This window comes from Flavobacterium haoranii (assembly GCF_009363055.1).
Classification (GTDB): Bacteria; Bacteroidota; Bacteroidia; order Flavobacteriales; family Flavobacteriaceae; genus Flavobacterium; species Flavobacterium haoranii.
On sequence record NZ_CP045292.1, the window covers coordinates 1,651,548 to 1,672,666 of the forward strand.

The following is a 21,119-nucleotide window of genomic DNA, read 5'->3' on the forward strand; positions in this document are numbered from 1 at the left end:
GTAATTTAAATGACGCGCTTTATTATTTTAATACTATATATTAATCTAACTTTTACTTATGGGAATACTATTAATGTAGGTTCAAATCATGCCATAAAATCATTAACTAAAGCTATTTCATTTGCAAAAGATGGTGATACAATATTTGTCCATAAAGGAATTTACAGAGAAGGGAATATTATAATTAATAAAAGACTCATTTTAATTGGTAAAGGCTATCCTACATTTGATGGGGAAAAAAAAGTTGAAGTTTTTTCCATAAAACATGATAGTGTAATTTTTAAAGGTTTTAAAGTAATAAATGGTGCTTATGGAACGATCACAGATCCTGCGGCAATAAAAACTTACACAGTTAATAATGTAATTATAGAAAATAACATCCTCGACAATAACTTTTTTGGCATATATATTCAAAATGGAGACAAATGCATTATTAAAGACAACCAATTAAAAGCTTATGGAAAAGAAGAACAACAATTAGGAAATGGAATTCATTGTTGGAAAAGTACTAATATTCAAGTAATGAATAATAAAGTACAAGGTCATAGAGACGGAATTTATTTTGAATTTGTTTCTGAGTCGTTAATTTGGAGAAACATAGTTGAAAATAATATTAGATATGGATTACATTTTATGTTTTCACACAACAATTCTTACATTACAAATGTATTTAGAAATAATGGAGCTGGAGTGGCAGTTATGTACACAAGAAATGTAACCATGATGAATAATTTATTCGACGAAAATTGGGGACAATCAGCTTATGGTCTTTTGTTAAAAGAAATAACCGATAGTAATATTTTAAATAATTATTTTGTAAAAAATACTACAGCGGTATATATGGAAGGATCAAGTCGAATAAAATTCAAAAATAACGATTTTAAAGATAATGGTTGGGCTGTAAAAATTCAAGCTAGTTGTGATGATAATACTTTCAATCACAATAATTTCATTAATAATACTTTTGATATGGGGACTAATGGAAGTTTGGTGCTTAATAACTTTAATTATAATTTTTGGGATAAATATGAAGGTTATGATCTAAATAAAGATAATTTAGGTGATGTCCCTTTTCATCCTTTAAGTTTATTTTCTGTTTTAACCGAAAACACCCCTTCAGCAATGTTACTTTACAGAAGTTTTATGATTACCTTATTAGACAAATCAGAAAAAGTATTACCAAGTATAACCCCAGATAATTTTGCTGACAATTATCCATTAATGAAGCCAATAAAAAGATGATAGAAATTCGACAATTGAATAAAAGTTTTGGAAAATTTCAAGTTCTAAATAATATAAATTTAAGCTGCCATTCAGGCGAATGTATTGCTCTTATTGGGCCTAATGGTTGTGGGAAAACCACAATAATTAAATCTATTTTAGGAATGGTTTTACCTAATTCGGGTACAATTACAGTTGATGGAATCAATATTAAAGGTCAAAATGAGTATAGAAACGATATTGGATATATGCCACAGATAGGTAGATATCCCGAAAATATGACTATTGGACAAGTTATAGAAATGGTAAAGACTATTCGTAATCAAAATGATAATTTAGATACAGATTTGTTAAAAGCATTTAATCTTGAAAATATGTTTCAAAAACAAATGCGTACACTTTCTGGTGGAACTACTCAAAAAGTAAGTGCTGTTTTAGCTTTTTTATTTAATCCTAAAATATTAATCTTAGATGAACCAACAGCAGGATTAGATCCTTTAGCTTCTGAAATTTTAAAAGAGAAAATAATTAAGGAAAAGCAAAATGGTAAATTAATTTTAATTACATCTCATTTACTTAGTGAATTAGACGATTTAATTACTGAAATTATTTTTATGCAAGATGGGAATTTACATTTTCATAAAAAAATTCATGAATTAAAAGAGCTTACAAATGAAGATAAAATATCAAAAGCAATAGCTAAAATTTTAAAAGAAAATAACAATGAAAAAGCTCATTAAAATAATTTTAATAGACATTCTTAAGAATAAAATTGTTATTGCTTATACATTTATTATTGCAATATTAGCATGGAGTTCTTTTTTATTAGAAGATAATAGCTCAAAAGGACTGTTAACTATTTTAAATATTATATTATTTACAGTTCCTTTAGTTACTATTCTTTTTGCTACTATTTACATTTATAATAGTTCAGAATTTATAGAATTAGTTGTAAGTCAGCCCGTTAAAAGAAGTAAAATTTGGACAAGTTTATTTATTGCTGTAACAACTGCACTTGTAATATCATTTCTAATAGGTGCGGGTTTACCTTTACTAATATATTCATCTAATTTTGTAGGTTTTATGATGCTCATTGTTGGAACTTTAATCACATTAGTTTTTACAGCATTAGCGTTTTTATCATCTATATTAACTAGGGATAAAGCAAGAGGAATTGGTTTAGCTATTTTAACCTGGTTATTTTTTGCTTTAATTTTTGATGGCATCGTTCTATTTTTACTCTTCCAATTTTCAGATTATCCAATAGAAAATGCAATGGTAGGAATTACAGCTCTTAACCCTATAGATTTAGCTCGAATACAAATCTTACTTCATTTAGATGTTTCTGCAATGATGGGATATACTGGGGCTATTTTTAAAAATTCTTTTGGAACACAAACAGGATTATTTATATCTTTTTTCTTATTGATTCTTTGGGCTATAATTCCTTTTCTTATTTCTCTTAAAAAGTTTAATTCTAAAGATTTATAATTATGAATAATAAAACAGATATTGCTAATAGAGATGATATTATTTTATTAGTAAATACTTTTTACGATAAAATTAAAAAAGATGATGTAATAGGTCATTTTTTTACTGATGTTGCAAAAGTAGATTGGAATAAACATTTGCCAATAATGTATAATTTTTGGGAGAATATTCTGTTTTATACTGGAAATTATTCAGGTAATCCCATGCAAGCACATAAAAAAGTTCACAACTTAAGTCCTATGAACCAAAAAGATTTTAATCATTGGGTTAAAGTCTTTACTAAAACTGTCGATGAACTATTTGAAGGAAAAAAAGCTGAAGAAATTAAAGAAAGAGCCACAAATATTGCACAAGTAATGATGTTTAAAACGCTTTCTCATTAAAATGAGGCATCATATATTATTAATAATTCATTTAATTACTGCAACTATTTGGGTTGGCGGCCATTTAATTTTATTAATTAGATATGTTCCAAAATCATTAAAATTAAAAAAAATCTATCCTATAAATAATTTTAGAAAAAACTTTGAACCTATTGGTATGCCTTCATTAATTATATTGTTTTTTACTGGAGTTTTATTGGCAAATGATTATGATATTACATATACAAAATGGTTCAGTTTTAATGGTGGAATTGAAACTATTATTAGTCTTAAATTATTTTTATTTCTTATAACTATAATTTTAGCCTTAAGTGCAGTCAAATTTATTTTTCCAAATTTAAAAGGAAAACCAACATTTTTGCTAATTGTTTTTATAACAATTGTAACTCTTATCGCAACTACAATGTTAATTTTAGGTTCATTTGTAAGACTAGGTGGTTTTTAAAAAAAAGAGATTATTTTTTAAAACAATCTCTTTTTCGAATTAAAAATCAACCTCAACTTTTATTTTGGAAGCAATACATCGTTAATTACTAGTATTAACCCATTTGAAGTTTCTATTGTTGCTGTTATTTCAGAACCATTAACAAAAGTTTTGTCTCCATCTTTTGTGATTTTTACTTTTTTAGGCGTTACCATTTCGTATTCTCCTCCATCTTGCATATATTCTGGTTTCAATACACCTACATAAGTATGGTATCCTAAAATATCTACTAATTTATCTTTGTTTTCAGGCTTTAATAAATCTTCTACCGTACCTGCTGGAAGTTTGTCAAAAGCTGAATTTGTTGGAGCAAAAACGGTAAACGGACCAGCATTACTTAATGAAGTTACTAATCCAGCTGCTTTAACTGCAGCAACTAATGTAGTATGATCAGGGCTTCCAGATGCCACTTGAACAATATTTGGATTAGAAACCTCATCTTGAACGCCTTCTTGCCCAACACTTAAATCGACTGATTCTTCAGTTGTATTAGAATTTTGGTTTTCTGTACTTGAATCAGTTTCACTTTGTTTACAACTAATTTGAAATAATAGTAACAAAGCAACTAAAGTTTTAATGGTTACTTTCATAAAAATCTATTTAAATTAACTATAACAAAGTACTTGAAAATCAAACATTGTTTTTATGAGTTCAATCATAAGCTATACTTTTTTTTGAAAAAAGTATAATAAAAATGCACCGACAACTAATATTATAGCTGCAATTAATAGAAATTCATTTATAAATGGAATTGAAATGTATTCTATAGATGCAAAACCTTGAGTAGCAAGTAAAGTTTCATTTAATAAAACTCCAGATGAAAAATTGTTAGGCTAATTTTTATTTTCTTTTGATTATTTAATAAAAATTCATCAGCTAGTAAAAATAATAATGAGAGTGTAATAATTGCTAATAAAACTAAATGTAAATAAGCAATAATTACGGGTCTTGTACCAAAAGCAAATTTACTTAAAGCAGGTATAGTTGAAAGTGTCTGTAAAATGAATTTTATACTTATTGAAAACAAAACGAATTTTAAAATAAGATTTAGAAAATGTTTTTTTAAAGAGATGTTCTTTTTTACTTTAAATAGAAATAGGAACCAAAAAATAGTTTGAATTGAAATAGCTATAATTGAAATAAAATATATACTTGAAGGAATTTTTAACCACAATAATGAAAGCACATAGATTGGGATGCAAGTCCAAATCGTAATTTTCTGGAATAAAACTAAAAATTTTGAACTGGAGATTTTAAAATAATCAAAAAACAAACCAAAACACGCTAGTATAAACCAACCATTGTATTGAAAATGGAGATAATAGTAAATGGAGGATAGATATAAATCTTGATTGAAATTTTTACTTGCCATCATGTAAGCTAAATAAAAAGTACCAAAAGAAGAAATTATATTATAGAATAAGGCTGCCTTAAACCAGTTAGTTACAATTTTGTTTGTATTGAGAACTTTTAAATCTTTATAAAAATAAATTGCAAAAAGAAAGAAATAAAAATTGAAGCAGTTGAAAAAAATATTGATATAAAATCATAACCATTAGTTGTAAAGGATATTAACATTCCATAAGCGCAAATTAAATTTAATAGTAGTAATTTTTTATACCGTTTAAAAACATTTATTTTTAAGTTTCTTTTATCTAAATAATTAACTAAAAGAAAGAAAAGAGTTTGAGTAACCCAGCCAGCAAATGCAAAGTGTGAATGAGCATGTTGAATATTTTTTTGATGCAATAGCGGGAATTCAAAACTAATTTTATATCGCATTAAAACCCCTAAAAAAGCAACAATAAATAAATTAAATAATGAAATTCTTATCCAAGACTGTTTTGTAATTAACATTAATAATATAATTTATGATCAATAATATCTACAATTTTGTTTTTTTTCATTTTAGACAATTCTCGAATTACTGTTTCAACTCTCAACCCTGTAAAATTTGCGATTTCTTGTCGAGTATAAGGGACAAGTTTCTTTTCAATAGAATTTTCATCTTTCTTAGATTCTAAAAAGCAAATGATTCTATGCTCGGGTGATTGATTAATAATGTCGCGAGATGTTTTTGCTTTGGCTAAATTTCTTTGCGCCATCAAATTCAAAAACTTTTTTTGATACGAAGGATATTCTTCTAAAATTTTTAAAAATTTATCTTTAGATAGCTTAATAATTTTTGAAGATGTACATGTTTGGGCTGTCGATGGATAGAAGTCATCAACAAAAAGAGGAGGCTCTCCAAAGCTTTGGCCATCAAAAAAAACACCTTGTGTAAATTCTTTCCCTTCTTCATTCAAATTAAACATTTTTACACTACCTTCTATTAATTGATAATAAAAATTGGCATGCTCCCCAGCTTCAAATATAATTTCATTTTTTTCATATTCTTTAGCTATTGCGCCCCAAGTAAAAAGCAAATCGATGTCTAAAAACATATCTTTAAATCTTAAGCAAAATTATTTTTATAAAAATATAAAAAATATGACTACAATCATATTCAATCAATTTAAGCTATTGTAAATTTACACCATGAAAAGTTTTGTATTCATAATTGCTTTTTTATTCTTGGTAAGACCACTTATTCCAGTGATTGACTATGTAGTTAATTATGAATATATATCAACTAAATTATGTGAAAATAAAGATAAACCAGAGTTAAATTGTAACGGTAAATGTCATGTAGCTAAAAAAATTAGTGAAAGTACAAATTCTGATAATACAAATAAATTAAAATCTAATTCTGAAGTTGAAATATTATTTTTTCAGACAGATAATTTTGATTTTAGAAAGTTTATTTTTCATACTAAATCTATTACAAAATTTCACTACGAAAACCTATACTTTCACATGAGTAGTAGTGATTATTTTCATCCTCCTTGTTAATTCGATTAATTTCAATTTTATACAACTAATAAATTAAATCGAATAATCAAAATTTTAAAAATGAAAAATATATTAAAATTGCTCTTATTAGGGCTAGGAATTCTTATGTCTTTAACATTGGGTTCATGTTCAAACGATGATAATGAAACAACTATTAACGAGTTAGACAGTCTTGTTAAATTTAAAGAGATTGTTAATAATAATCATACCATTGAATTATTTTCTGTCAAAGGAACTTTAGAACAAGGATATAATGAAATTAATTTAAGAATTAAAAACAATACTTCAAACGAATATTTTAAAAATGCTGAAATTTCTTGGACACCAATTATGCACATGACTTCAATGTCACACTCTTGTCCATTTTCTTCAGTAAATAAAATTACTAATGAAGGGACATTGTATAAGGGTTATATAATGTTTCAAATGGCTCAAAATGATACGGAATATTGGGATTTAAAAATAGATTATACTATTGATGAAATTGATTATTCGGTAACATCTGTTATAGATGTGCCTGCTTCAGAAAAGCGAGTTGTAAATACTTTCATGGGAACTGATGGAACAAAATATCTTTTAGCTTTGATTGAACCATCCAATCCTAAAGTTGCAATTAACGACATCAAAATTGGAGTATGGAAAATGCAAAATATGATGACTTTCCCTATAGTTGATGGTTACACGGTTAAAATTGATCCAAGAATGCCTAGTATGGGTAATCATAGTTCTCCTAATAATGTTAATGCAACGCAAATGAACTCAAATTCATTTTATGATGGTAAATTATCATTAACTATGACAGGTTATTGGAAAATTAATTTACAACTAGCTAATACAAATGGAGATATTTTAAAAGGAGAAGAAATTTCTGATACCGTAGAATCGAGCAGTATCTTTTTTGAAATTGAATTTTAAATTATCTTAAAAAGGTCGTTATGAAAAAAAAACGACCTTTTTAAAACTTACATGAGTTGAATTTTGCATTCAACAAAAATCCTGTATACTTAATAGAAACCAAATGAAAAATAATATTGTCATAATACTATTAGTATTTTGTTTTGGAAATTTATTAGCTCAAGAACAAGATTCTATTATAAAAAAAGAATTAAAGGAAGTAATTTTAATAGGCACAAAATCTCAATTACACGAAAAAGAATCTAAAACATTAGCTACAGTTGATGAGTTTTTACAAAAAGCATCTAAAGTAGATTTAATTAAAAGAGGAGCTTACGCCTGGGAGCCAATTATAAATGGAATGGCTACAGAACGAACTGTAATTACAATAGATGGAATGCGAATCTTTGGTGCTTGTACAGATAAAATGGACCCAGTTACGTCTTATGTTGAAATTTCAAATTTATCAGAAGCTACCATTTCTTCTGGTCAACAAGGTAGTTGTCATGGAAATACTATTGGAGGTACTTTGAATTTAAAAAGAAACCAGCAAAATTCTGCTAACAAAGGTTGGAATTTTGGAATAAATTCAGGATACGAAACAAATAATAAGCAAAAAATAGCAGGTTCTTCAATAAATTATGCGGATAGTTTGTTTTATGTAGATACTGATGTTATGTTTCGAGATGCTGAAAATTTTAAAGCAGGAAATGATAAAGAAATTCAGTTTTCCCAATTCAGAAAACTTAACCTTTCCACTACATCTGGTTTTCAATTAACATCAAATAAAAATTTTGAAGCTTCTATTATTTATGATAAAGCAACAGACGTTGGTTACCCAGCATTACCTATGGATGTTTCGTTGGCGGAAGCTTTGATTACTTCAGTAAAATTTAATTACAAACCAAGTTTTGAATCAATCGATAACTGGGAAACAAAATTATATTTCAATACCATTACACACATTATGGACGATACAAAACGTCCAAATGTTCCAATACATATGGATATGCCAGGTTGGAGTGATACTTATGGTTTTTACTCAAAAATTAATGGAAAATTAAATGAACATCATTTTTTGGCTAATATAAACGGATTTTATAATCGTTCACTAGCTGAAATGACGATGTATCCTTCTGATCCAAGCGAAAACTTAATGTTCATGTATACTTGGCCTGATGTTCGTACGTTGTATTCTGGAATTTATTTTGAAGATAACGTGTCATTAAATTGCCACTCTGGTTTAAAAATTACTACTACTTTAGGAATGCATAATAATAAAGTTGCGAGTAATTTTGGATTAGAAAGTTTGCAAATATTTTATCCAGAATTGGGATCTATTAAAAACCGATTTTTAAAAAGTTTCTCCGCAACTTATTCATCAGATAAAAACGGATTTCAATATGGCCTTGGAATTGGATATGGAGAAAGAGCACCATCAGTTTCTGAAGGTTACGGATTTTATTTATTTAATAGCTTTGATAATTTTGATTATATCGGAAATCCTAATTTAAATAATGAACAATCGCTTGAGGCAAATGCGAATTTGGGCTTAAAAAAAGATAAATGGAAAGTGCAGTTTACTACATCATACTTTCATATATCAAATTATATCATAGGAATTCCAGACGAAACAATTGCTCCTATGACAATTGGAGCTAATGGAATTAAAATTTATACAGCTTTAGATTATGCAACAATTTGGTCTAATGATGTATCTGTAAATTATAAATTCCACGCTAATTGGAGCTGGGATGGAAAATTTGGATACAATTTAGGAAAAGATAATAAAAATGATGGCTTACCATTTATGAGCCCAATGCGATATTTATCTAGCATACGTTTTAATCAAAGAAAATTAAATGCTGAATTAACAATTAAAGGGAATACTACTCAGACTGAATTTAATTCTTTCTATGGCGAAGACAAAACACCTAGTTATGCAATCTTAAATCTTAATTTGGGATATAAATGGAATCTTGAAAAAACCAAGATATTGTTCAATTGTGGAGTAGAAAATGTATTAGATGCTACCTATTCAACTTATACTGATTGGAATAATTTACCACGAATGGGAAGAAATGTATTTTTGAATGTATTATTTAAAATATAATTAAAAAGGTTTTAGGAATTAATATTTGAGAAAAGTTTCTCCAGATTTAATTCCTAAAGCCAATTCTTCTAAATTAGTGGTTTCAAGCATATTTGATAATGCATTTCTGATATCTTTAAATTTATCATGAACAGGGCAAGGATGATCTTCCGAGCAATGAGAAAGTCCAATACCACATCCTTTAAAAACAGCATCGCCATCTATCGCACTTACAATTTGAGATAAATAAATGTTTGAAATTCTTTTTTTAGGAATATAAAATCCTCCATTTACTCCTTTAGCCGAATCTATAATTCCTTCTTTTACAACTAATTGCAAAATTTTTGCAGTAAACGCTTGTGGAGAATCTATTTCTTTTGAAATATCAATAAAACCTACTTTTTTATCTTCTAAAGATTGTTTAGCAATAAAAATACATGCTTTTATAGCATAATTACAAGATTTTGAAAACATAAATTTTATTACTTTTTATCTATTGTTATTTCGTAAAATTAAGAATTTATCTTTTTCCAAGATTTAATAAATAGATAAATAACAAAATATCCTAAAGTAAACATTAAAATTGTTCCAAATAGAATAAACAATGTTGTCCAAAAACTGTTCTCATTCATCATTTCTGAAAAAGTATTATCATCTAATCCAGCTTGCCATAATGCTTTTTTTATTCCCATAGCTACTAAAGAAATTAAAAAGAATAATAATGTATATTGTACTATCCAGAATATTAAAGAATTAAAATTTAAAACTTTATTGGAAATAAAAGATGGCTTTATAAAATAGAAACAAGCTGCTAAAATTATCATAGTGTTAATTCCAATTGTGGTTCCCATTGCGTGAGCAACAGTAATATGTGTTCCGTGTGTATATAAATTTATAGCAGGAATAGATATTAATAAAGCCAATCCTAAATTTAGCATAACCCAATAATCTGCTGCCATTAAAAAGCGATACGGGAAAAAATTATAATACGTTGTATTTTCTTTAAGTTGATTATTCCAATTGTAAAATATTTTGATGAATATTATCCATTCAGTCATGCTCACTGCATAAGCTATATAATGAATTACTTTTTCTGTTGGAAGTAAATAAATATGATGTCCCCAATTGAATATTAGATTAAATAAACCTAAAAAATACATCGCAAATGATAGTTTATGGAAAGACGTTTTAGTGTCTTTGCTAATTTTTTCCATTAAGTAAAAAGCAATACCATATATAATTTGATTAACAGCTCCTACCAAAGCACCGTTTGCTTTCCATTGAATGGTCATATCTGTTATAAAATGAGAACGAAAGTATGAGAAAATCCATAAATAATTTTCAATGAAAGTAAAGATGAAAAAGAGAATTCCTGTGAGCCACATCCAATAATATACTGGCCATTTTTCTTTAAATCCCATTTGGTGTAAATAATAAATAAGATATACAATAAATGAAATGAGAATAGGTAATGCCCAAAATGGGTTAAATTCCCAATATTCTCTTCCTCCGAAATCACCTGTTAAATAACTATAAAAAATACCAAATAAAGCAATTATCCAAAGTGAAAAATGAAGATATTGTAAAAGTGTCCCAAATAGAGTAGTCTTCCTCTTCGCAATAATCAAAGTTAGAAAACCAAGACCAGCAGTAATAATACTTAAATAAACGCTGCTTACATGAAGCGGACGAAGTGATAAAAATCCCATGACGCCCGATTTGGGTTCGGTAATACGATAACTTTCGGAAGCTAAATGACCAAAAACAAGCCTAAGAGAAGAAGAATTAATGCAATTCGTATTAAATATATTCCGTGATTCTTCATTTTGTTTCTAAATTAAAAGTTCCAGTAATTTCAGGAGAATATTTTTTAACATCAGCCGTTCCAGAAGTATCTATGTTTTTTAGAAAAGAGATTAGTGCTTTCATTTCTTTTTCATTTAAATTAAAAGCGGGCATTTGTTTAACACCAGATGTTATTATGCCTTTTATGTATGATTCATTTTTACCTGTCCTAGAAAACACATTAGTTAAATCGGGGCCTAAATATCCACCTAAACCATATAATTGATGACAAGTATGACAATTGTTTTGTTGCCAAACTAATCGACCTTTATTACTTAGTTCAATATCTTGATTATTCGTATGATTGTTAGAAAATAAAGGCAATAAATAAATTGATAGACTATATAAGATGAAACTTAGGATTAAGCCTATAAAGACATATTTAGGATAGTTAAAAATATTTAATATTGAACTTAATTTATTTTTTAGTAGTTGTTTCATTCATTTTATCCTTTAAAATAATTAATGCTGTTTGAATTAAATTATAGGTTTCACATAAGTATGGATGGAAATTATAATCTTTAAATTTTTTTAAAAATCTATTTTCAATTTCGATTATTGATTGATATTTACTTTCAAGATTTTCAGTTGCTCTAAAGATTGTATCATACGTCATAAACTTTTGAATTAGATTTCTAAACTCTAATATATCTTCATGACGAATGTACTTATTAACTATTTTAATGTTGTTAGTTGTTTTTATTCTTGTTTTGAGAATGTTATTTGTTAAATAATTTGCCAAACTATGGGAATAAACCATTGCTTCTAATAATGAATTCGATGCCAACCTATTTGCACCATGAAGTCCAGTATGTGAACATTCTCCAATGGCAAACAATTGTTTAACTGATGTTTTTCCATTACTATCTACATCAATTCCTCCGCATTGATAATGTGCTGCTGGAGCAATTGGTATTAAATCTTTAGAAATATTAATCCCATTTTCAAGGCAATAATTATAAACCTTTGGAAACTTCATTTTAAAAGTTTGTATTGGTAAATGCCTTACATCGAGCCAAACGTGATTTGAATGTTCCTTTTTCATTTGATCAGAAATGGCTTTCGAAACAACATCTCGTGTGGCTAATTCACCATCAGGATGGTATTGAGATACAAAACGTTCCATTTTATTATTCAAAATATGAGCTCCAAATCCTCGAATTGCTTCAGTGATTAAAAAAGCCTGACTTTTATTTGGTTCGTATAGAGCTGTAGGATGAAATTGAATATATTTCATATTAACTAATTTAGCTCCTGCTCTAAATGCCATAGCGACTCCATCACCTGTAGAAACAAAGGGATTGGAAGTTACACCAAATACTTGTCCCGAACCTCCTGTTGCTAAAACTACTGCTTTTGTATAAATTGTTGTAGGTTCATTTTTATCATCAAAGCCTACAACTCCAATGCAAGTATTGTTTTTAATTAATAAATCTGTTGCAAAAAAAGAAGTCTTAATTGATGTATTAGGAAGATTTTTTATTAATGGAACTAATTTGGTTTCGATTTCATATCCTGTTTTATCTTTATAATGGACAATGCGGTTTTGAGAATGACCGCCCTCTAATCCCAAATCTAATTCACCACTTTGATTTTTATCTAATTCAATTCCCCATGAAAGTAATTCTTTTAATCTATCAGGAGCTTGTTTAACCACACTATTAACCACATCAACATCACAAAATCCTTTTCCAGCTTTTAGAGTGTCTTCAATATGTTTTTCATAACTATCCTTAATAAAATTATGTACAACAGCAATTCCGCCTTGAGCATAAAAGGTATTACATTTATCAATTGATGTTTTAGTAAGTAAAGTAATTTTAATTTTAGGATTTATTTCATTTATATATTTTGCTAATGATAAACCTGCTAGTCCGGTTCCTAAAATAAGTATATCGGTTTTTAAAATTTGCATTCTTATTTTATTTTAAATCCAACATTTTATAAATTGGTATTCTTGCTTTTTCAATTATTTCATTATTTAGTTTTACTTCTGGACTTTCATCTTTTAAACATTGATAGAGTTTTTCTAAGGTATTGACTTTCATAAAAGCACACTCGCTGCACGCACACGTATTGTCTTCTTTTGAAGGTGCTGGAATTAATATTTTGGTTGGATTATCCAATTGCATTTGGTGTAAAATTCCAGCCTCTGTGGCTACGATGAAAGTGTCGTTTGAACTGTTTTTTACATGATTCAACATGCCAGAAGTCGAACCTATGTAATGTGCTACCTTCAAAATATGCCTTTCCGATTCTGGATGTGCAATGATAGTAGCAGTAGGATGTTTTTTATATAAATCGATTAATTTTTCTAAAGAGAATGCTTCATGAACAATGCAAGAACCTTCCCATAAAACCATCTCTCTTCCAGTTTCTGAAATTAAGTATTTGCCTAAATTTTTATCAGGAGCAAAAACAATAGGTTGGTCATCAGGAATAGATGTGATTACTTTTTTAGCATTGGAAGAAGTACAAACTATATCTGTTAAGGTTTTAACTTCGGCTGTGCAATTGATGTAGGTTACAACGATATGATTCGGATAATTTTCTAAGAAAGTTTTGAATTCATCTGGCGGACAACCATCGGCAAGAGAGCAACCTGCTTTTACATCGGGAACTATTACTTTTTTATTAGGGTTGACAATTTTAGCGGTTTCTGCCATGAAATAAACACCAGCAAAAACGATAATATCAGCATCAACTTGTGATGCTTTTCTTGATAATTCTAAACTATCACCCACAAAATCAGCAATTTCTTGAATGGCTTCTTCTTGATAGTAATGAGCCAAAATAACTACATTCTTTCTTTTTTTCAATTCAAGAATTTTCTCTTTTAAATCCGAAGTTGTTTTCATTAGAGGATATTTTTGTCTTTTATTTAATTAAATTTTTTAAAGCTTAAGGAAAGTCTCTCCGGTGTTGAATTCACTAATTAAATCCAAGAGAGAGGTTTCTTTCAGCGTTTTCTTTAAATTTTCACGTAATGGTTTGTACTTATGATGAAAAGGACACGGTTGTTTGTCGGAACAATTATGAAGTCCTAAACTACATCGGTCAAATAAGTCATTTCCGTCGATAGCTTTTACGAGCTGTTCCAACTTTATGTGTTTCAATTGTATCTTATCTATTTCAAATCCTCCGCCATTTCCTTTAATCGATTTTATGATGTCGGTTTTTACCAAACGTTGTAAAATTTTAGCTGTAAAAGGTTCTGGCGATTCAATTTTTCTGGCAATGTCTCGAATACCGCATCGCTTGCCCGCAGAGGATTCTGAGGCAATGTAAATGGTAGCTCGTATGGCATATTCACAGGTTTTTGAAAACATTGATAAAATTTGCACAAAGTTAGTCATTTTAAATTATCGAAATATGATTTTAGTCATATTGTGATGGATATCCTTTTCAGAAATTAATTGCGAATCCGGTAGTGGTACAATCGTGTTTTGATAATTTCTGAAATTTTGAATGTAATAGTTTTTATCGTAACCTAATTCTAATAAAACGTTTTGCATAGAAGCAATATCATCAAAATTTAATAAAGAGGAATGATAAGTAGTTCGAACTTCAAACGGAATAGAACTCGCTTGAAGCAATTCCAAACAACTTAGAAATTGGGCATAAAAATGAGCTTTTGTAATATCAAAAAATTTCTCTTTCGGACCTTTAAAATCCAAAGCCACATAATCGATGAGCTGTTCTTCTATTAGTTTTTCGAGCACTTTGGGCTGACTTCCGTTGGTGTCCACTTTGATTAAAAAACCTAAACTTTTGACGAATTTGATGAATGGAATAACGGCTTTGTGAATCAAACATTCTCCACCGCTAAAAACTACTGCATCCAACAAATTTCTTCTCGATTTTAAAAACGAAACAATTTCGGAAAAGTAAAAAGAGCCTTTTCCGAAAACTATTTCGGGATTGTAACAATAATCACATTTCATGTTACACCCTGCAAACCATAAGATACAAGCCGATTTATCGGGATAATCTAACAGTGTGAAGGGTGTAAAACTATGAATGGCTTTTTTGTTTAGAAAATCAAGATTTACATTCTCTAAAGTGGGTTCGTTGTTTATGTTCACCTTTTTTTCCAATATTAAAACTTTCTACGGGTCTGTGATAGCCCATTACTCGTGTGTAGACCAAACATTTGGTTCTTTTTTCATTGTATTGAAGCAAAGCTTCAGTGGTTTGTGTTTGCATAATAAGTTGTATTTAAGGTTACTAATAATTCTTCGTCGCATTTTGGACAATATTCGTGTTCGCCATTCAAATAGCCGTGTTTCGGACAAACGCTGAAAACTGGGGTTACCGTGATGTAAGGCAATTTAAAATTCGTAATCACTTTTTTAATGAAATTACGACACGCTTCTACCGAACTCAATTTTTCATTCATATACAAGTGTAAAACTGTTCCTCCAGTGTATTGACATTGTAAATTGTCTTGTAATAACAAAGCTTCGAAAGGATCCTCGGTGTAATCAACTGGCAATTGCGAACTGTTTGTATAGTAAATATTTTCGCCTTCTCCCGCTTGAATAATATCGGAATAACGTTTTTTATCTTCTTTAGCAAAACGATATGTAGTTCCTTCTGCTGGAGTTGCTTCTAAGTTGTATAAATTGCCTGTTTCTTCTTGATAATTTCTCATTTTGGTTCGAATGTGTTCCAAAATTTCGGTTGCGAATGCCATTCCGTAATCCGAAACGATATCTTCTTTTCCATCGGTGAAATTTTGAATCATTTCGTTAATTCCGTTCACACCAATTGTAGAAAAGTGATTTCTGAAATGAGGCAAATAACGTTTGGTATACGGAAATAATCCTCTATCATACATTTCCTGAATGAAAACGCGTTTTTTCTCTAAAGTTGCTTTCGAAATTTCTAACAAACGATCTAAATCGGAATATAATTTGGCTTTATTGCCTTTGTTCAAATAACCCAAACGCGCCATATTAATAGTTACGACACCGATACTTCCGGTCATTTCTGCACTTCCGAATAAACCGTTTCCTCTTTTTAATAATTCGCGTAAATCGAGTTGGAGACGGCAGCACATGCTTCGTACGGCATTCGGTTTGTAAGCATTTGGATTTTCAACTTTATTGCCGTTTTCATCATATGTATATTGACTTCCGATGAAATTCTGGAAATAAGACGAACCAATTTTCGCTGTATTTTCAAAAAGAATATCGGTGTTTTCTCCGTACCAATCAAACTCTTCAGTAATATTAACTGTTGGTATAGGGAAGGTAAACGGTTGTCCATGCGCATCGCCTTCGGTCATAACCGTATAATAGGCTTTGTTGATGAGATTCATTTCTTTTTGAAAATGTTCGTAACGCATTTCGGTTATGTCTGAAACGCCTCTTTCTTTGGCTCTTTTTATAAAATCTTCTGAAGTATTGCCCTTGAAAAGATGCTGTTCGTTTCGAGTTGGGATTTGCTCTTTTAAGTCGTCAGGAACTACCCAATCTAAAGTAATATTCGTAAACGGCGATTGTCCCCAACGTGCTGGGACATTCAAATTGTAAACAAAACTTCGAATCGCTTTTAAAACATCCTCATACGATAAATTATCTTTGAAAACATAAGGCGCCAAATACGTATCAAATGAACTAAACGCTTGAGCTCCGGCCCATTCGCTTTGTAAAATTCCAAGGAAATTCGCCATCTGTCCTAATGCTTCTCTAAAATGATTAGGAGGACGACTTTCCACTCGGCCACGAACACCGTTAAACCTTCATTTAATAAAACGCGCAAACTCCAACCCGCACAATAACCTGTCAAGCAATCTAAATCGTGAATGTGAATATCGCCATTACGATGCGCATAGCCTTCCTCTTTCGAATAAACTTTGTCTAACCAATAATTCGCAATGATTTTTCCAGCGACATTATTGACTAAACCTGCGTTGGAATACGAAGTATTAGCGTTGGCATTGATGCGCCAATCGGTTTGGTTGGTGTATTCTTCTATGGTTTGAGTGCTACCGACATAAGTGGTATCGTCATTTAATCCTAAAACGTGTTCGCGCTGCAGTTTTCGAGTATGACGGAACAACATGAAAGAACGCATCACTTCATAATGACTGTATTCGTAAAGCGTTTTTTCAATCTTATCTTGAATATCTTCAACTGCCCAAGTGTCCTCATGCGATAACAGTTGGAACACCGTTTCAATAACTTTTAGATTTAAAGTTTCGCTTACACTGGCAAAAGCTTTTGTGATGGCTTCTTCTATTTTGAAAGGTTCAAATGGTAAATACGTGCCATTTCTTTTGATTACAAATTTGTTCATACTGCTGAATTTTAATTGTGGTATTTAACAAATTTAAATATTAAAAAGACTTTTTAGTCTTGTTTGAATAAATAGTAATCAACAATTTAAACTTAAATTTTGTTAATAAATATATTTAATACGATTTTAATTAGTAAATTATTTATTCAAAAGCTATAAACTTGTTATTTTGAATTAAATAAATTAGCTTCAAAATTTAAATAGTTGTAAAGCTAAGTAGTCAGTATGAAATTATTTAGGAGATTTTTTAACTTATTTTATCAAAAACTTAGGAAAAAATATAACTTTATAAGAAGTGATTGCTAATAGGTATTATGATTTTATTTAAAAATATAATTATTAACTATTTGAAACCAATTTTTCAAAATCTACTTCAAATAATTCCGCAAATTTTATAATAGTAGATAATTTTGGCTCCTGAAGCCCCTTTTCATATTTTCTAATATTTTCCCTATCAATTCCTAAAGCAGCTCCCACATCCATCTGTGACATCTTCCTTTCTAAGCGTAATTCTTTTATTCGTTTGCCAAATAAAACTACAATTTCAGGTATTGGATTTTTTCTTGTTCTAGACATAGAACAAAAATCAACAAAAAACATTGTTTACAAGTGATTGTATTTTAGGGGTTGTTTGCAAGGCATTTTTTATTATATTTGAAAATATAAACTTCAAATATTTTCATCATGTTAGAATTTATTCACATTAATTACAAAATAGTAGAACCCATAATTAATCAAATCTTATTTGACAAATTTGATGAACCAAAATTTGAAAATGGAAAAGCAGATTTATGTAAAGGTTTTCTAGATACAAAGAAGAATACTAAAGCTGATTTTACATTGGTTGAAACATATATAAATGATCATTCAGAAAGTATTTTAAAGGATTTTGATCTAAACGATCGATATACAGTAATCCAAATTATTTTAAGTAATGATGCATTTATTGGAACTATGATTTATGATGTACAGCATGGAGTTTCTAATTATGATATCAATTATATTTCAGCAATTAGAAATGGTATAATGGATAAAATTGCAGAATATTATACTCAAAATGATGTCAATTATTTCGTTAAAAAGTTTTTCGCTATCTTTTTATCAGACCTATTTTTAACTAACTTTATAAATGATAGCGAAATCACTGAGAATGAATATTTAGATATACTTTCCCAGTGCACAAGAGACAAAACTTTGGTTTAATATTAAGTTGAAACATATGATTACGGTAGATGAAAAATTAATTGTTACTAAACAGATTAATGAAGTATTATGTAGATACGCAAAAAGAAATTTAATAAAAGAGTTTCTATTCACTTTTTCATTTCCCAATTGTTCTAAAGAAAATTCAAAACTTAAAGCAAAACATATTAATCCATTACTAGAAACAATATATTATTACCAAGGAGATATTTATCCAGACACTTTAGTAGAAGTTGAAAATTATATTAATACATTTTTAAATGAATTAGATGAAAATGATTTAACAGCACTTCAGTTTTTAACTTTAAATGAAAACTACCTAATTCATATTGATGATTTTGAAAATGAAGATGGCTCTAAATACACTAAAGAAGAGTTCGAAGAAAAGCTAGGAAGATATTTTGCTCATAAGTTATATGAGCCTGAAAAAAACGGTTTGAATGAAGAGCTACAAGAAATGTTACAAAATCAAATTTCAAGATTAGCAAACGAAATTGATTTAAGCGTTCTAAACAAAGAATCAATTTCAGAAATCTTAGATGCAATAGAACTAATTACAGAGTAATTTCCTATTCGTTTTAAATACAATCAAATGACCAAAACTGAGGAACTCCAAACTTTCGGGTTGTCATGAAGCAAGCCATGTTTTCGCTAGCGAAAACGTGCTCCCTTCAGTCGCAGGCTTGGCAGGGTTGCACCCCACACCCCAATATTTTTAACTTCTATAAATTCAAACAAGTAGATGTTGAATTTTCGCTGTTTACATTTTGAAATTAGATACTATTTTCATTTCAATTAAAAAAAATCAGAAAAAAATTATTTGATTTTTACAAGGTTTTATTTACACACTTTTATCTAGTGCTTATTCCTAAATAATTGATGCTTAATTCTTTATTTAAAAAGTATGTCTTTATGCTTTTAAAAGATATATAAATATTATTTATATTTTAATTTTTTTATAAACATTTTATATATATGTATTTGATTTTCAGGTTTTTATATTTAAAATAATTATTTATTTTTGATTTAAAATCTATTTATATGCATGTAAAATTATTAGAAAGTAAAGACTACAATCGAGTTAGTTATAATGAAATTTCAACTCGATTAAAAGAGCAAAATTCAACCTCAATTCGATTGAATTTGGATGAGTTGAAATCTATTATTTCATTAATTTTTTCTTCACAATTTCATTTTTTAGAAGATAGGGAAAAATGGGATGAACTTAACGATTTTATTGCTTCTGAAAGATCTGAAATAATGAATACCACCAGAGACTTCGGAAGACAAATATTAGAAAATCTTGACGGCTTTAAAAAGGATTGGCTGGAATCTTTTGCAGAAATGAAATATGATCCAAATTATGTTTTCAATCATCCAGAAATACATGAATTCATATCCGTTGCCATGTTAGATTATATGCCAATTAGAAGTTTTGAATATGGTGAACTTTTTATAAAAAATTTTTCTAATGTCATTATAGATGGTAGAGAATTAAACTTTTATGGTACTAAAATTCAAAATGCTTTGAAGAAAGAAGAAGATCCTATGGAGAAAATAGCGCAACAAATAATGAAGGCAGATGACTATAATTTTCCACTTTCGGAACAGTTTTTAATTGGGTTGTCCTTAAAAGAAAGATTGACAAATTCAAAGGGTAATAAAATGGAATACGGTTTGGTAACTAATGTAGCTAGAGAAAAAATGCATAAGCTAATAATCAATCAAAATGTATACAAAAAGATCCTAAATAAATCTTTCACGCTACGTTGGAACAACAATAAAGGTATGGGAGGGCCAAAATTATAATGGACTTAGTAACACTTTTTGAAGTTTTAAAAAAATATGATGTAGAATATCATTCAATAATTAATGGTGATTCTTCGTTTAACTTAAAACTTCTTCAAAAATTTCTTTCAGAACTTAAAGATGCTGCAAACAGGCTTGACGGTTTTACTATTAAATCATTTTTATCAAGACGAAGAGCTCTTGTTGTTATACTTCAAGAACGATATTATAAATTAAAAAGCTACGATAAAGAACAGATAGTTTTTAACGATATTGAAGAAGAAGCTAAACGAAGGTTTAAGATAAAAAACAGAGCTAAATCAAAATTTAATACGCCACAAGTGACACATCCAAAAAATCCATTAAATTATTATGGTAATGATAAGAATTCCTTAAATGAATATCGAGAAACAATAGGATTACTAGCAAGTATGCCAGATTTTTATATTGTAGGTGATGAAGCTCAAGATGACATTAAAAAACTTTATCATAGAATAGAGGAATAGAATTTGACGTACAAACA

At 28.8% G+C, this 21,119-nt stretch carries 26 protein-coding genes; 12 read left to right on the forward strand and 14 right to left on the reverse strand.

Going from position 1 to position 21,119, the window contains the following annotated elements; translation table 11 throughout:
- Window positions 1-9: 9 nt before the first annotated feature.
- Genes nosD through GCU34_RS07980 form a run of 5 tightly spaced genes read left to right on the forward strand, consistent with a single transcriptional unit; the run spans window position 10 to window position 3,540 of the window.
- Entirely contained in the window at window positions 10-1,242 is a 1,233-nt protein-coding gene (gene nosD, locus GCU34_RS07960) for a nitrous oxide reductase family maturation protein NosD (protein WP_072784512.1), read from the forward strand.
- On the forward strand, window positions 1,239-1,961 hold the full coding sequence (locus GCU34_RS07965; RefSeq protein WP_072784513.1) for an ABC transporter ATP-binding protein: 723 nt from the start codon (window positions 1,239-1,241) through the stop codon (window positions 1,959-1,961). The genes nosD and GCU34_RS07965 overlap by 4 nt, the downstream gene beginning before the upstream one ends.
- Complete coding sequence (locus GCU34_RS07970) at window positions 1,945-2,712, forward strand: ABC transporter permease subunit (protein ID WP_072784514.1); 768 nt, start codon at window positions 1,945-1,947, stop codon at window positions 2,710-2,712. The genes GCU34_RS07965 and GCU34_RS07970 overlap by 17 nt, the downstream gene beginning before the upstream one ends.
- A 2-nt stretch (window positions 2,713-2,714) precedes the next feature.
- Window positions 2,715-3,095 carry a group III truncated hemoglobin gene (locus GCU34_RS07975; protein ID WP_072784515.1) on the forward strand — a complete coding sequence of 127 codons (381 nt, stop codon included), beginning with the start codon at window positions 2,715-2,717 and terminating at the stop codon, window positions 3,093-3,095.
- Window position 3,096: 1 nt separating this feature from the next.
- The gene (locus GCU34_RS07980; protein ID WP_072784516.1) at window positions 3,097-3,540 is read left to right on the forward strand and encodes a copper resistance protein CopD; all 444 of its coding nucleotides are present in this window, start codon (window positions 3,097-3,099) and stop codon (window positions 3,538-3,540) included.
- Between the two features lie 59 nt (window positions 3,541-3,599).
- Here the strand turns inward: GCU34_RS07980 and GCU34_RS07985 are convergent, their stop codons facing one another.
- From GCU34_RS07985 to GCU34_RS07995, 3 genes are all read right to left on the reverse strand, one after another.
- A complete protein-coding gene (locus GCU34_RS07985; RefSeq protein WP_072784517.1) occupies window positions 3,600-4,169 on the reverse strand; it encodes a fasciclin domain-containing protein in 570 nt (189 codons plus the stop codon).
- Between the two features lie 880 nt (window positions 4,170-5,049).
- Entirely contained in the window at window positions 5,050-5,436 is a 387-nt protein-coding gene (locus tag GCU34_RS07990) for a hypothetical protein (protein ID WP_152378418.1), read from the reverse strand.
- Window positions 5,436-6,023 (reverse strand): Crp/Fnr family transcriptional regulator, encoded by a 588-nt coding sequence (locus GCU34_RS07995; RefSeq protein ID WP_072784519.1) that lies wholly within the window; start codon window positions 6,021-6,023, stop codon window positions 5,436-5,438. The genes GCU34_RS07990 and GCU34_RS07995 overlap by 1 nt, the downstream gene beginning before the upstream one ends.
- A gap of 130 nt (window positions 6,024-6,153) precedes the next feature.
- Here GCU34_RS07995 and GCU34_RS08000 point away from each other — a divergent pair, with 130 nt between their 5' ends.
- The 3 genes from GCU34_RS08000 to GCU34_RS08010 all read left to right on the forward strand — a co-directional run bounded on the left by GCU34_RS08000 (window position 6,154) and on the right by GCU34_RS08010 (window position 9,478).
- Window positions 6,154-6,471, forward strand: coding sequence for a hypothetical protein (locus GCU34_RS08000; RefSeq protein WP_152378419.1), 318 nt, complete (start codon window positions 6,154-6,156; stop codon window positions 6,469-6,471).
- Between the two features lie 60 nt (window positions 6,472-6,531).
- On the forward strand, window positions 6,532-7,386 hold the full coding sequence (locus GCU34_RS08005; RefSeq protein WP_227658664.1) for a hypothetical protein: 855 nt from the start codon (window positions 6,532-6,534) through the stop codon (window positions 7,384-7,386).
- A 103-nt stretch (window positions 7,387-7,489) separates the two neighbouring features.
- Window positions 7,490-9,478, forward strand: coding sequence for a TonB-dependent receptor plug domain-containing protein (locus GCU34_RS08010; RefSeq protein WP_072784522.1), 1,989 nt, complete (start codon window positions 7,490-7,492; stop codon window positions 9,476-9,478).
- A gap of 18 nt (window positions 9,479-9,496) precedes the next feature.
- Here GCU34_RS08010 and GCU34_RS08015 read toward each other — a convergent pair whose 3' ends face one another.
- The 11 genes from GCU34_RS08015 to GCU34_RS08060 form a co-directional block, all read right to left on the reverse strand.
- Window positions 9,497-9,931, reverse strand: a complete 435-nt coding sequence (locus GCU34_RS08015) for an RrF2 family transcriptional regulator (protein ID WP_072784523.1) — start codon at window positions 9,929-9,931, stop codon at window positions 9,497-9,499.
- Between the two features lie 38 nt (window positions 9,932-9,969).
- Window positions 9,970-11,166 carry a cbb3-type cytochrome c oxidase subunit I gene (locus GCU34_RS08020; protein WP_394367525.1) on the reverse strand — a complete coding sequence of 399 codons (1,197 nt, stop codon included), beginning with the start codon at window positions 11,164-11,166 and terminating at the stop codon, window positions 9,970-9,972.
- Between the two features lie 112 nt (window positions 11,167-11,278).
- On the reverse strand, window positions 11,279-11,743 hold the full coding sequence (locus GCU34_RS08025) for a c-type cytochrome (protein WP_084656958.1): 465 nt from the start codon (window positions 11,741-11,743) through the stop codon (window positions 11,279-11,281).
- Window positions 11,721-13,217: an L-aspartate oxidase gene (gene nadB, locus GCU34_RS08030; protein ID WP_084656961.1), complete on the reverse strand. Its 1,497-nt coding sequence runs from the start codon at window positions 13,215-13,217 to the stop codon at window positions 11,721-11,723. The genes GCU34_RS08025 and nadB overlap by 23 nt, the downstream gene beginning before the upstream one ends.
- A 7-nt stretch (window positions 13,218-13,224) precedes the next feature.
- Window positions 13,225-14,160, reverse strand: coding sequence for a quinolinate synthase NadA (gene nadA, locus GCU34_RS08035; RefSeq protein ID WP_072784525.1), 936 nt, complete (start codon window positions 14,158-14,160; stop codon window positions 13,225-13,227).
- A 36-nt stretch (window positions 14,161-14,196) separates the two neighbouring features.
- A complete protein-coding gene (locus GCU34_RS08040) occupies window positions 14,197-14,631 on the reverse strand; it encodes an RrF2 family transcriptional regulator (RefSeq protein WP_072784526.1) in 435 nt (144 codons plus the stop codon).
- Window positions 14,632-14,664: 33 nt separating this feature from the next.
- Window positions 14,665-15,387: an anaerobic ribonucleoside-triphosphate reductase activating protein gene (locus GCU34_RS08045; RefSeq protein ID WP_227658665.1), complete on the reverse strand. Its 723-nt coding sequence runs from the start codon at window positions 15,385-15,387 to the stop codon at window positions 14,665-14,667.
- On the reverse strand, window positions 15,344-15,508 hold the full coding sequence (gene nrdD, locus GCU34_RS14390; protein ID WP_072784527.1) for an anaerobic ribonucleoside-triphosphate reductase: 165 nt from the start codon (window positions 15,506-15,508) through the stop codon (window positions 15,344-15,346). Before nrdD (GCU34_RS14390) ends, GCU34_RS08045 begins: the two co-directional genes overlap by 44 nt.
- Window positions 15,489-17,024, reverse strand: coding sequence for a ribonucleoside triphosphate reductase (locus GCU34_RS08055; RefSeq protein WP_262489114.1), 1,536 nt, complete (start codon window positions 17,022-17,024; stop codon window positions 15,489-15,491). The genes nrdD (GCU34_RS14390) and GCU34_RS08055 overlap by 20 nt, the downstream gene beginning before the upstream one ends.
- On the reverse strand, window positions 16,985-17,605 hold the full coding sequence (nrdD, locus tag GCU34_RS14095) for an anaerobic ribonucleoside-triphosphate reductase (RefSeq protein WP_262489115.1): 621 nt from the start codon (window positions 17,603-17,605) through the stop codon (window positions 16,985-16,987). The genes GCU34_RS08055 and nrdD (GCU34_RS14095) overlap by 40 nt, the downstream gene beginning before the upstream one ends.
- 339 nt (window positions 17,606-17,944) lie before the next feature.
- Complete coding sequence (locus tag GCU34_RS08060) at window positions 17,945-18,205, reverse strand: helix-turn-helix domain-containing protein (RefSeq protein ID WP_084656964.1); 261 nt, start codon at window positions 18,203-18,205, stop codon at window positions 17,945-17,947.
- 84 nt (window positions 18,206-18,289) lie between these two features.
- On the opposite strand from GCU34_RS08060, the gene GCU34_RS08065 reads away from it, so the two are divergent.
- From GCU34_RS08065 to GCU34_RS08080, 4 genes are all read left to right on the forward strand, one after another.
- Window positions 18,290-18,808, forward strand: coding sequence for a hypothetical protein (locus GCU34_RS08065; RefSeq protein ID WP_072784529.1), 519 nt, complete (start codon window positions 18,290-18,292; stop codon window positions 18,806-18,808).
- A gap of 16 nt (window positions 18,809-18,824) precedes the next feature.
- A complete protein-coding gene (locus tag GCU34_RS08070; RefSeq protein WP_072784530.1) occupies window positions 18,825-19,373 on the forward strand; it encodes a hypothetical protein in 549 nt (182 codons plus the stop codon).
- A 476-nt stretch (window positions 19,374-19,849) separates the two neighbouring features.
- On the forward strand, window positions 19,850-20,617 hold the full coding sequence (locus GCU34_RS08075) for a hypothetical protein (protein WP_072784531.1): 768 nt from the start codon (window positions 19,850-19,852) through the stop codon (window positions 20,615-20,617).
- Entirely contained in the window at window positions 20,617-21,102 is a 486-nt protein-coding gene (locus GCU34_RS08080; protein ID WP_072784532.1) for a hypothetical protein, read from the forward strand. The genes GCU34_RS08075 and GCU34_RS08080 overlap by 1 nt, the downstream gene beginning before the upstream one ends.
- Window positions 21,103-21,119 lie beyond the last annotated feature (17 nt).

What these genes read in the sequence shown, in the direction of transcription:
- nosD (WP_072784512.1), top strand. Translation starts at nt 10, where the DNA reads ATGACGCGCTTTATTATTTTAATACTATATATTAATCTAACTTTTACT.
- GCU34_RS07965 (WP_072784513.1), top strand. Translation starts at nt 1,239, where the DNA reads ATGATAGAAATTCGACAATTGAATAAAAGTTTTGGAAAATTTCAAGTT.
- GCU34_RS07970 (WP_072784514.1), top strand. Translation starts at nt 1,945, where the DNA reads ATGAAAAAGCTCATTAAAATAATTTTAATAGACATTCTTAAGAATAAA.
- GCU34_RS07975 (WP_072784515.1), top strand. Translation starts at nt 2,715, where the DNA reads ATGAATAATAAAACAGATATTGCTAATAGAGATGATATTATTTTATTA.
- GCU34_RS07980 (WP_072784516.1), top strand. Translation starts at nt 3,097, where the DNA reads ATGAGGCATCATATATTATTAATAATTCATTTAATTACTGCAACTATT.
- GCU34_RS07985 (WP_072784517.1), bottom strand. Translation starts at nt 4,169, where the DNA reads ATGAAAGTAACCATTAAAACTTTAGTTGCTTTGTTACTATTATTTCAA.
- GCU34_RS07990 (WP_152378418.1), bottom strand. Translation starts at nt 5,436, where the DNA reads ATGTTAATTACAAAACAGTCTTGGATAAGAATTTCATTATTTAATTTA.
- GCU34_RS07995 (WP_072784519.1), bottom strand. Translation starts at nt 6,023, where the DNA reads ATGTTTTTAGACATCGATTTGCTTTTTACTTGGGGCGCAATAGCTAAA.
- GCU34_RS08005 (WP_227658664.1), top strand. Translation starts at nt 6,532, where the DNA reads ATGAAAAATATATTAAAATTGCTCTTATTAGGGCTAGGAATTCTTATG.
- GCU34_RS08010 (WP_072784522.1), top strand. Translation starts at nt 7,490, where the DNA reads ATGAAAAATAATATTGTCATAATACTATTAGTATTTTGTTTTGGAAAT.
- GCU34_RS08015 (WP_072784523.1), bottom strand. Translation starts at nt 9,931, where the DNA reads ATGTTTTCAAAATCTTGTAATTATGCTATAAAAGCATGTATTTTTATT.
- GCU34_RS08020 (WP_394367525.1), bottom strand. Translation starts at nt 11,166, where the DNA reads ATGGGATTTTTATCACTTCGTCCGCTTCATGTAAGCAGCGTTTATTTA.
- GCU34_RS08025 (WP_084656958.1), bottom strand. Translation starts at nt 11,743, where the DNA reads ATGAAACAACTACTAAAAAATAAATTAAGTTCAATATTAAATATTTTT.
- nadB (WP_084656961.1), bottom strand. Translation starts at nt 13,217, where the DNA reads ATGCAAATTTTAAAAACCGATATACTTATTTTAGGAACCGGACTAGCA.
- nadA (WP_072784525.1), bottom strand. Translation starts at nt 14,160, where the DNA reads ATGAAAACAACTTCGGATTTAAAAGAGAAAATTCTTGAATTGAAAAAA.
- GCU34_RS08040 (WP_072784526.1), bottom strand. Translation starts at nt 14,631, where the DNA reads ATGTTTTCAAAAACCTGTGAATATGCCATACGAGCTACCATTTACATT.
- nrdD (WP_072784527.1), bottom strand. Translation starts at nt 15,508, where the DNA reads ATGCAAACACAAACCACTGAAGCTTTGCTTCAATACAATGAAAAAAGA.
- nrdD (WP_262489115.1), bottom strand. Translation starts at nt 17,605, where the DNA reads ATGAACAAATTTGTAATCAAAAGAAATGGCACGTATTTACCATTTGAA.
- GCU34_RS08060 (WP_084656964.1), bottom strand. Translation starts at nt 18,205, where the DNA reads ATGTTTTTTGTTGATTTTTGTTCTATGTCTAGAACAAGAAAAAATCCA.
- GCU34_RS08065 (WP_072784529.1), top strand. Translation starts at nt 18,290, where the DNA reads ATGTTAGAATTTATTCACATTAATTACAAAATAGTAGAACCCATAATT.
- GCU34_RS08070 (WP_072784530.1), top strand. Translation starts at nt 18,825, where the DNA reads ATGATTACGGTAGATGAAAAATTAATTGTTACTAAACAGATTAATGAA.
- GCU34_RS08075 (WP_072784531.1), top strand. Translation starts at nt 19,850, where the DNA reads ATGCATGTAAAATTATTAGAAAGTAAAGACTACAATCGAGTTAGTTAT.
- GCU34_RS08080 (WP_072784532.1), top strand. Translation starts at nt 20,617, where the DNA reads ATGGACTTAGTAACACTTTTTGAAGTTTTAAAAAAATATGATGTAGAA.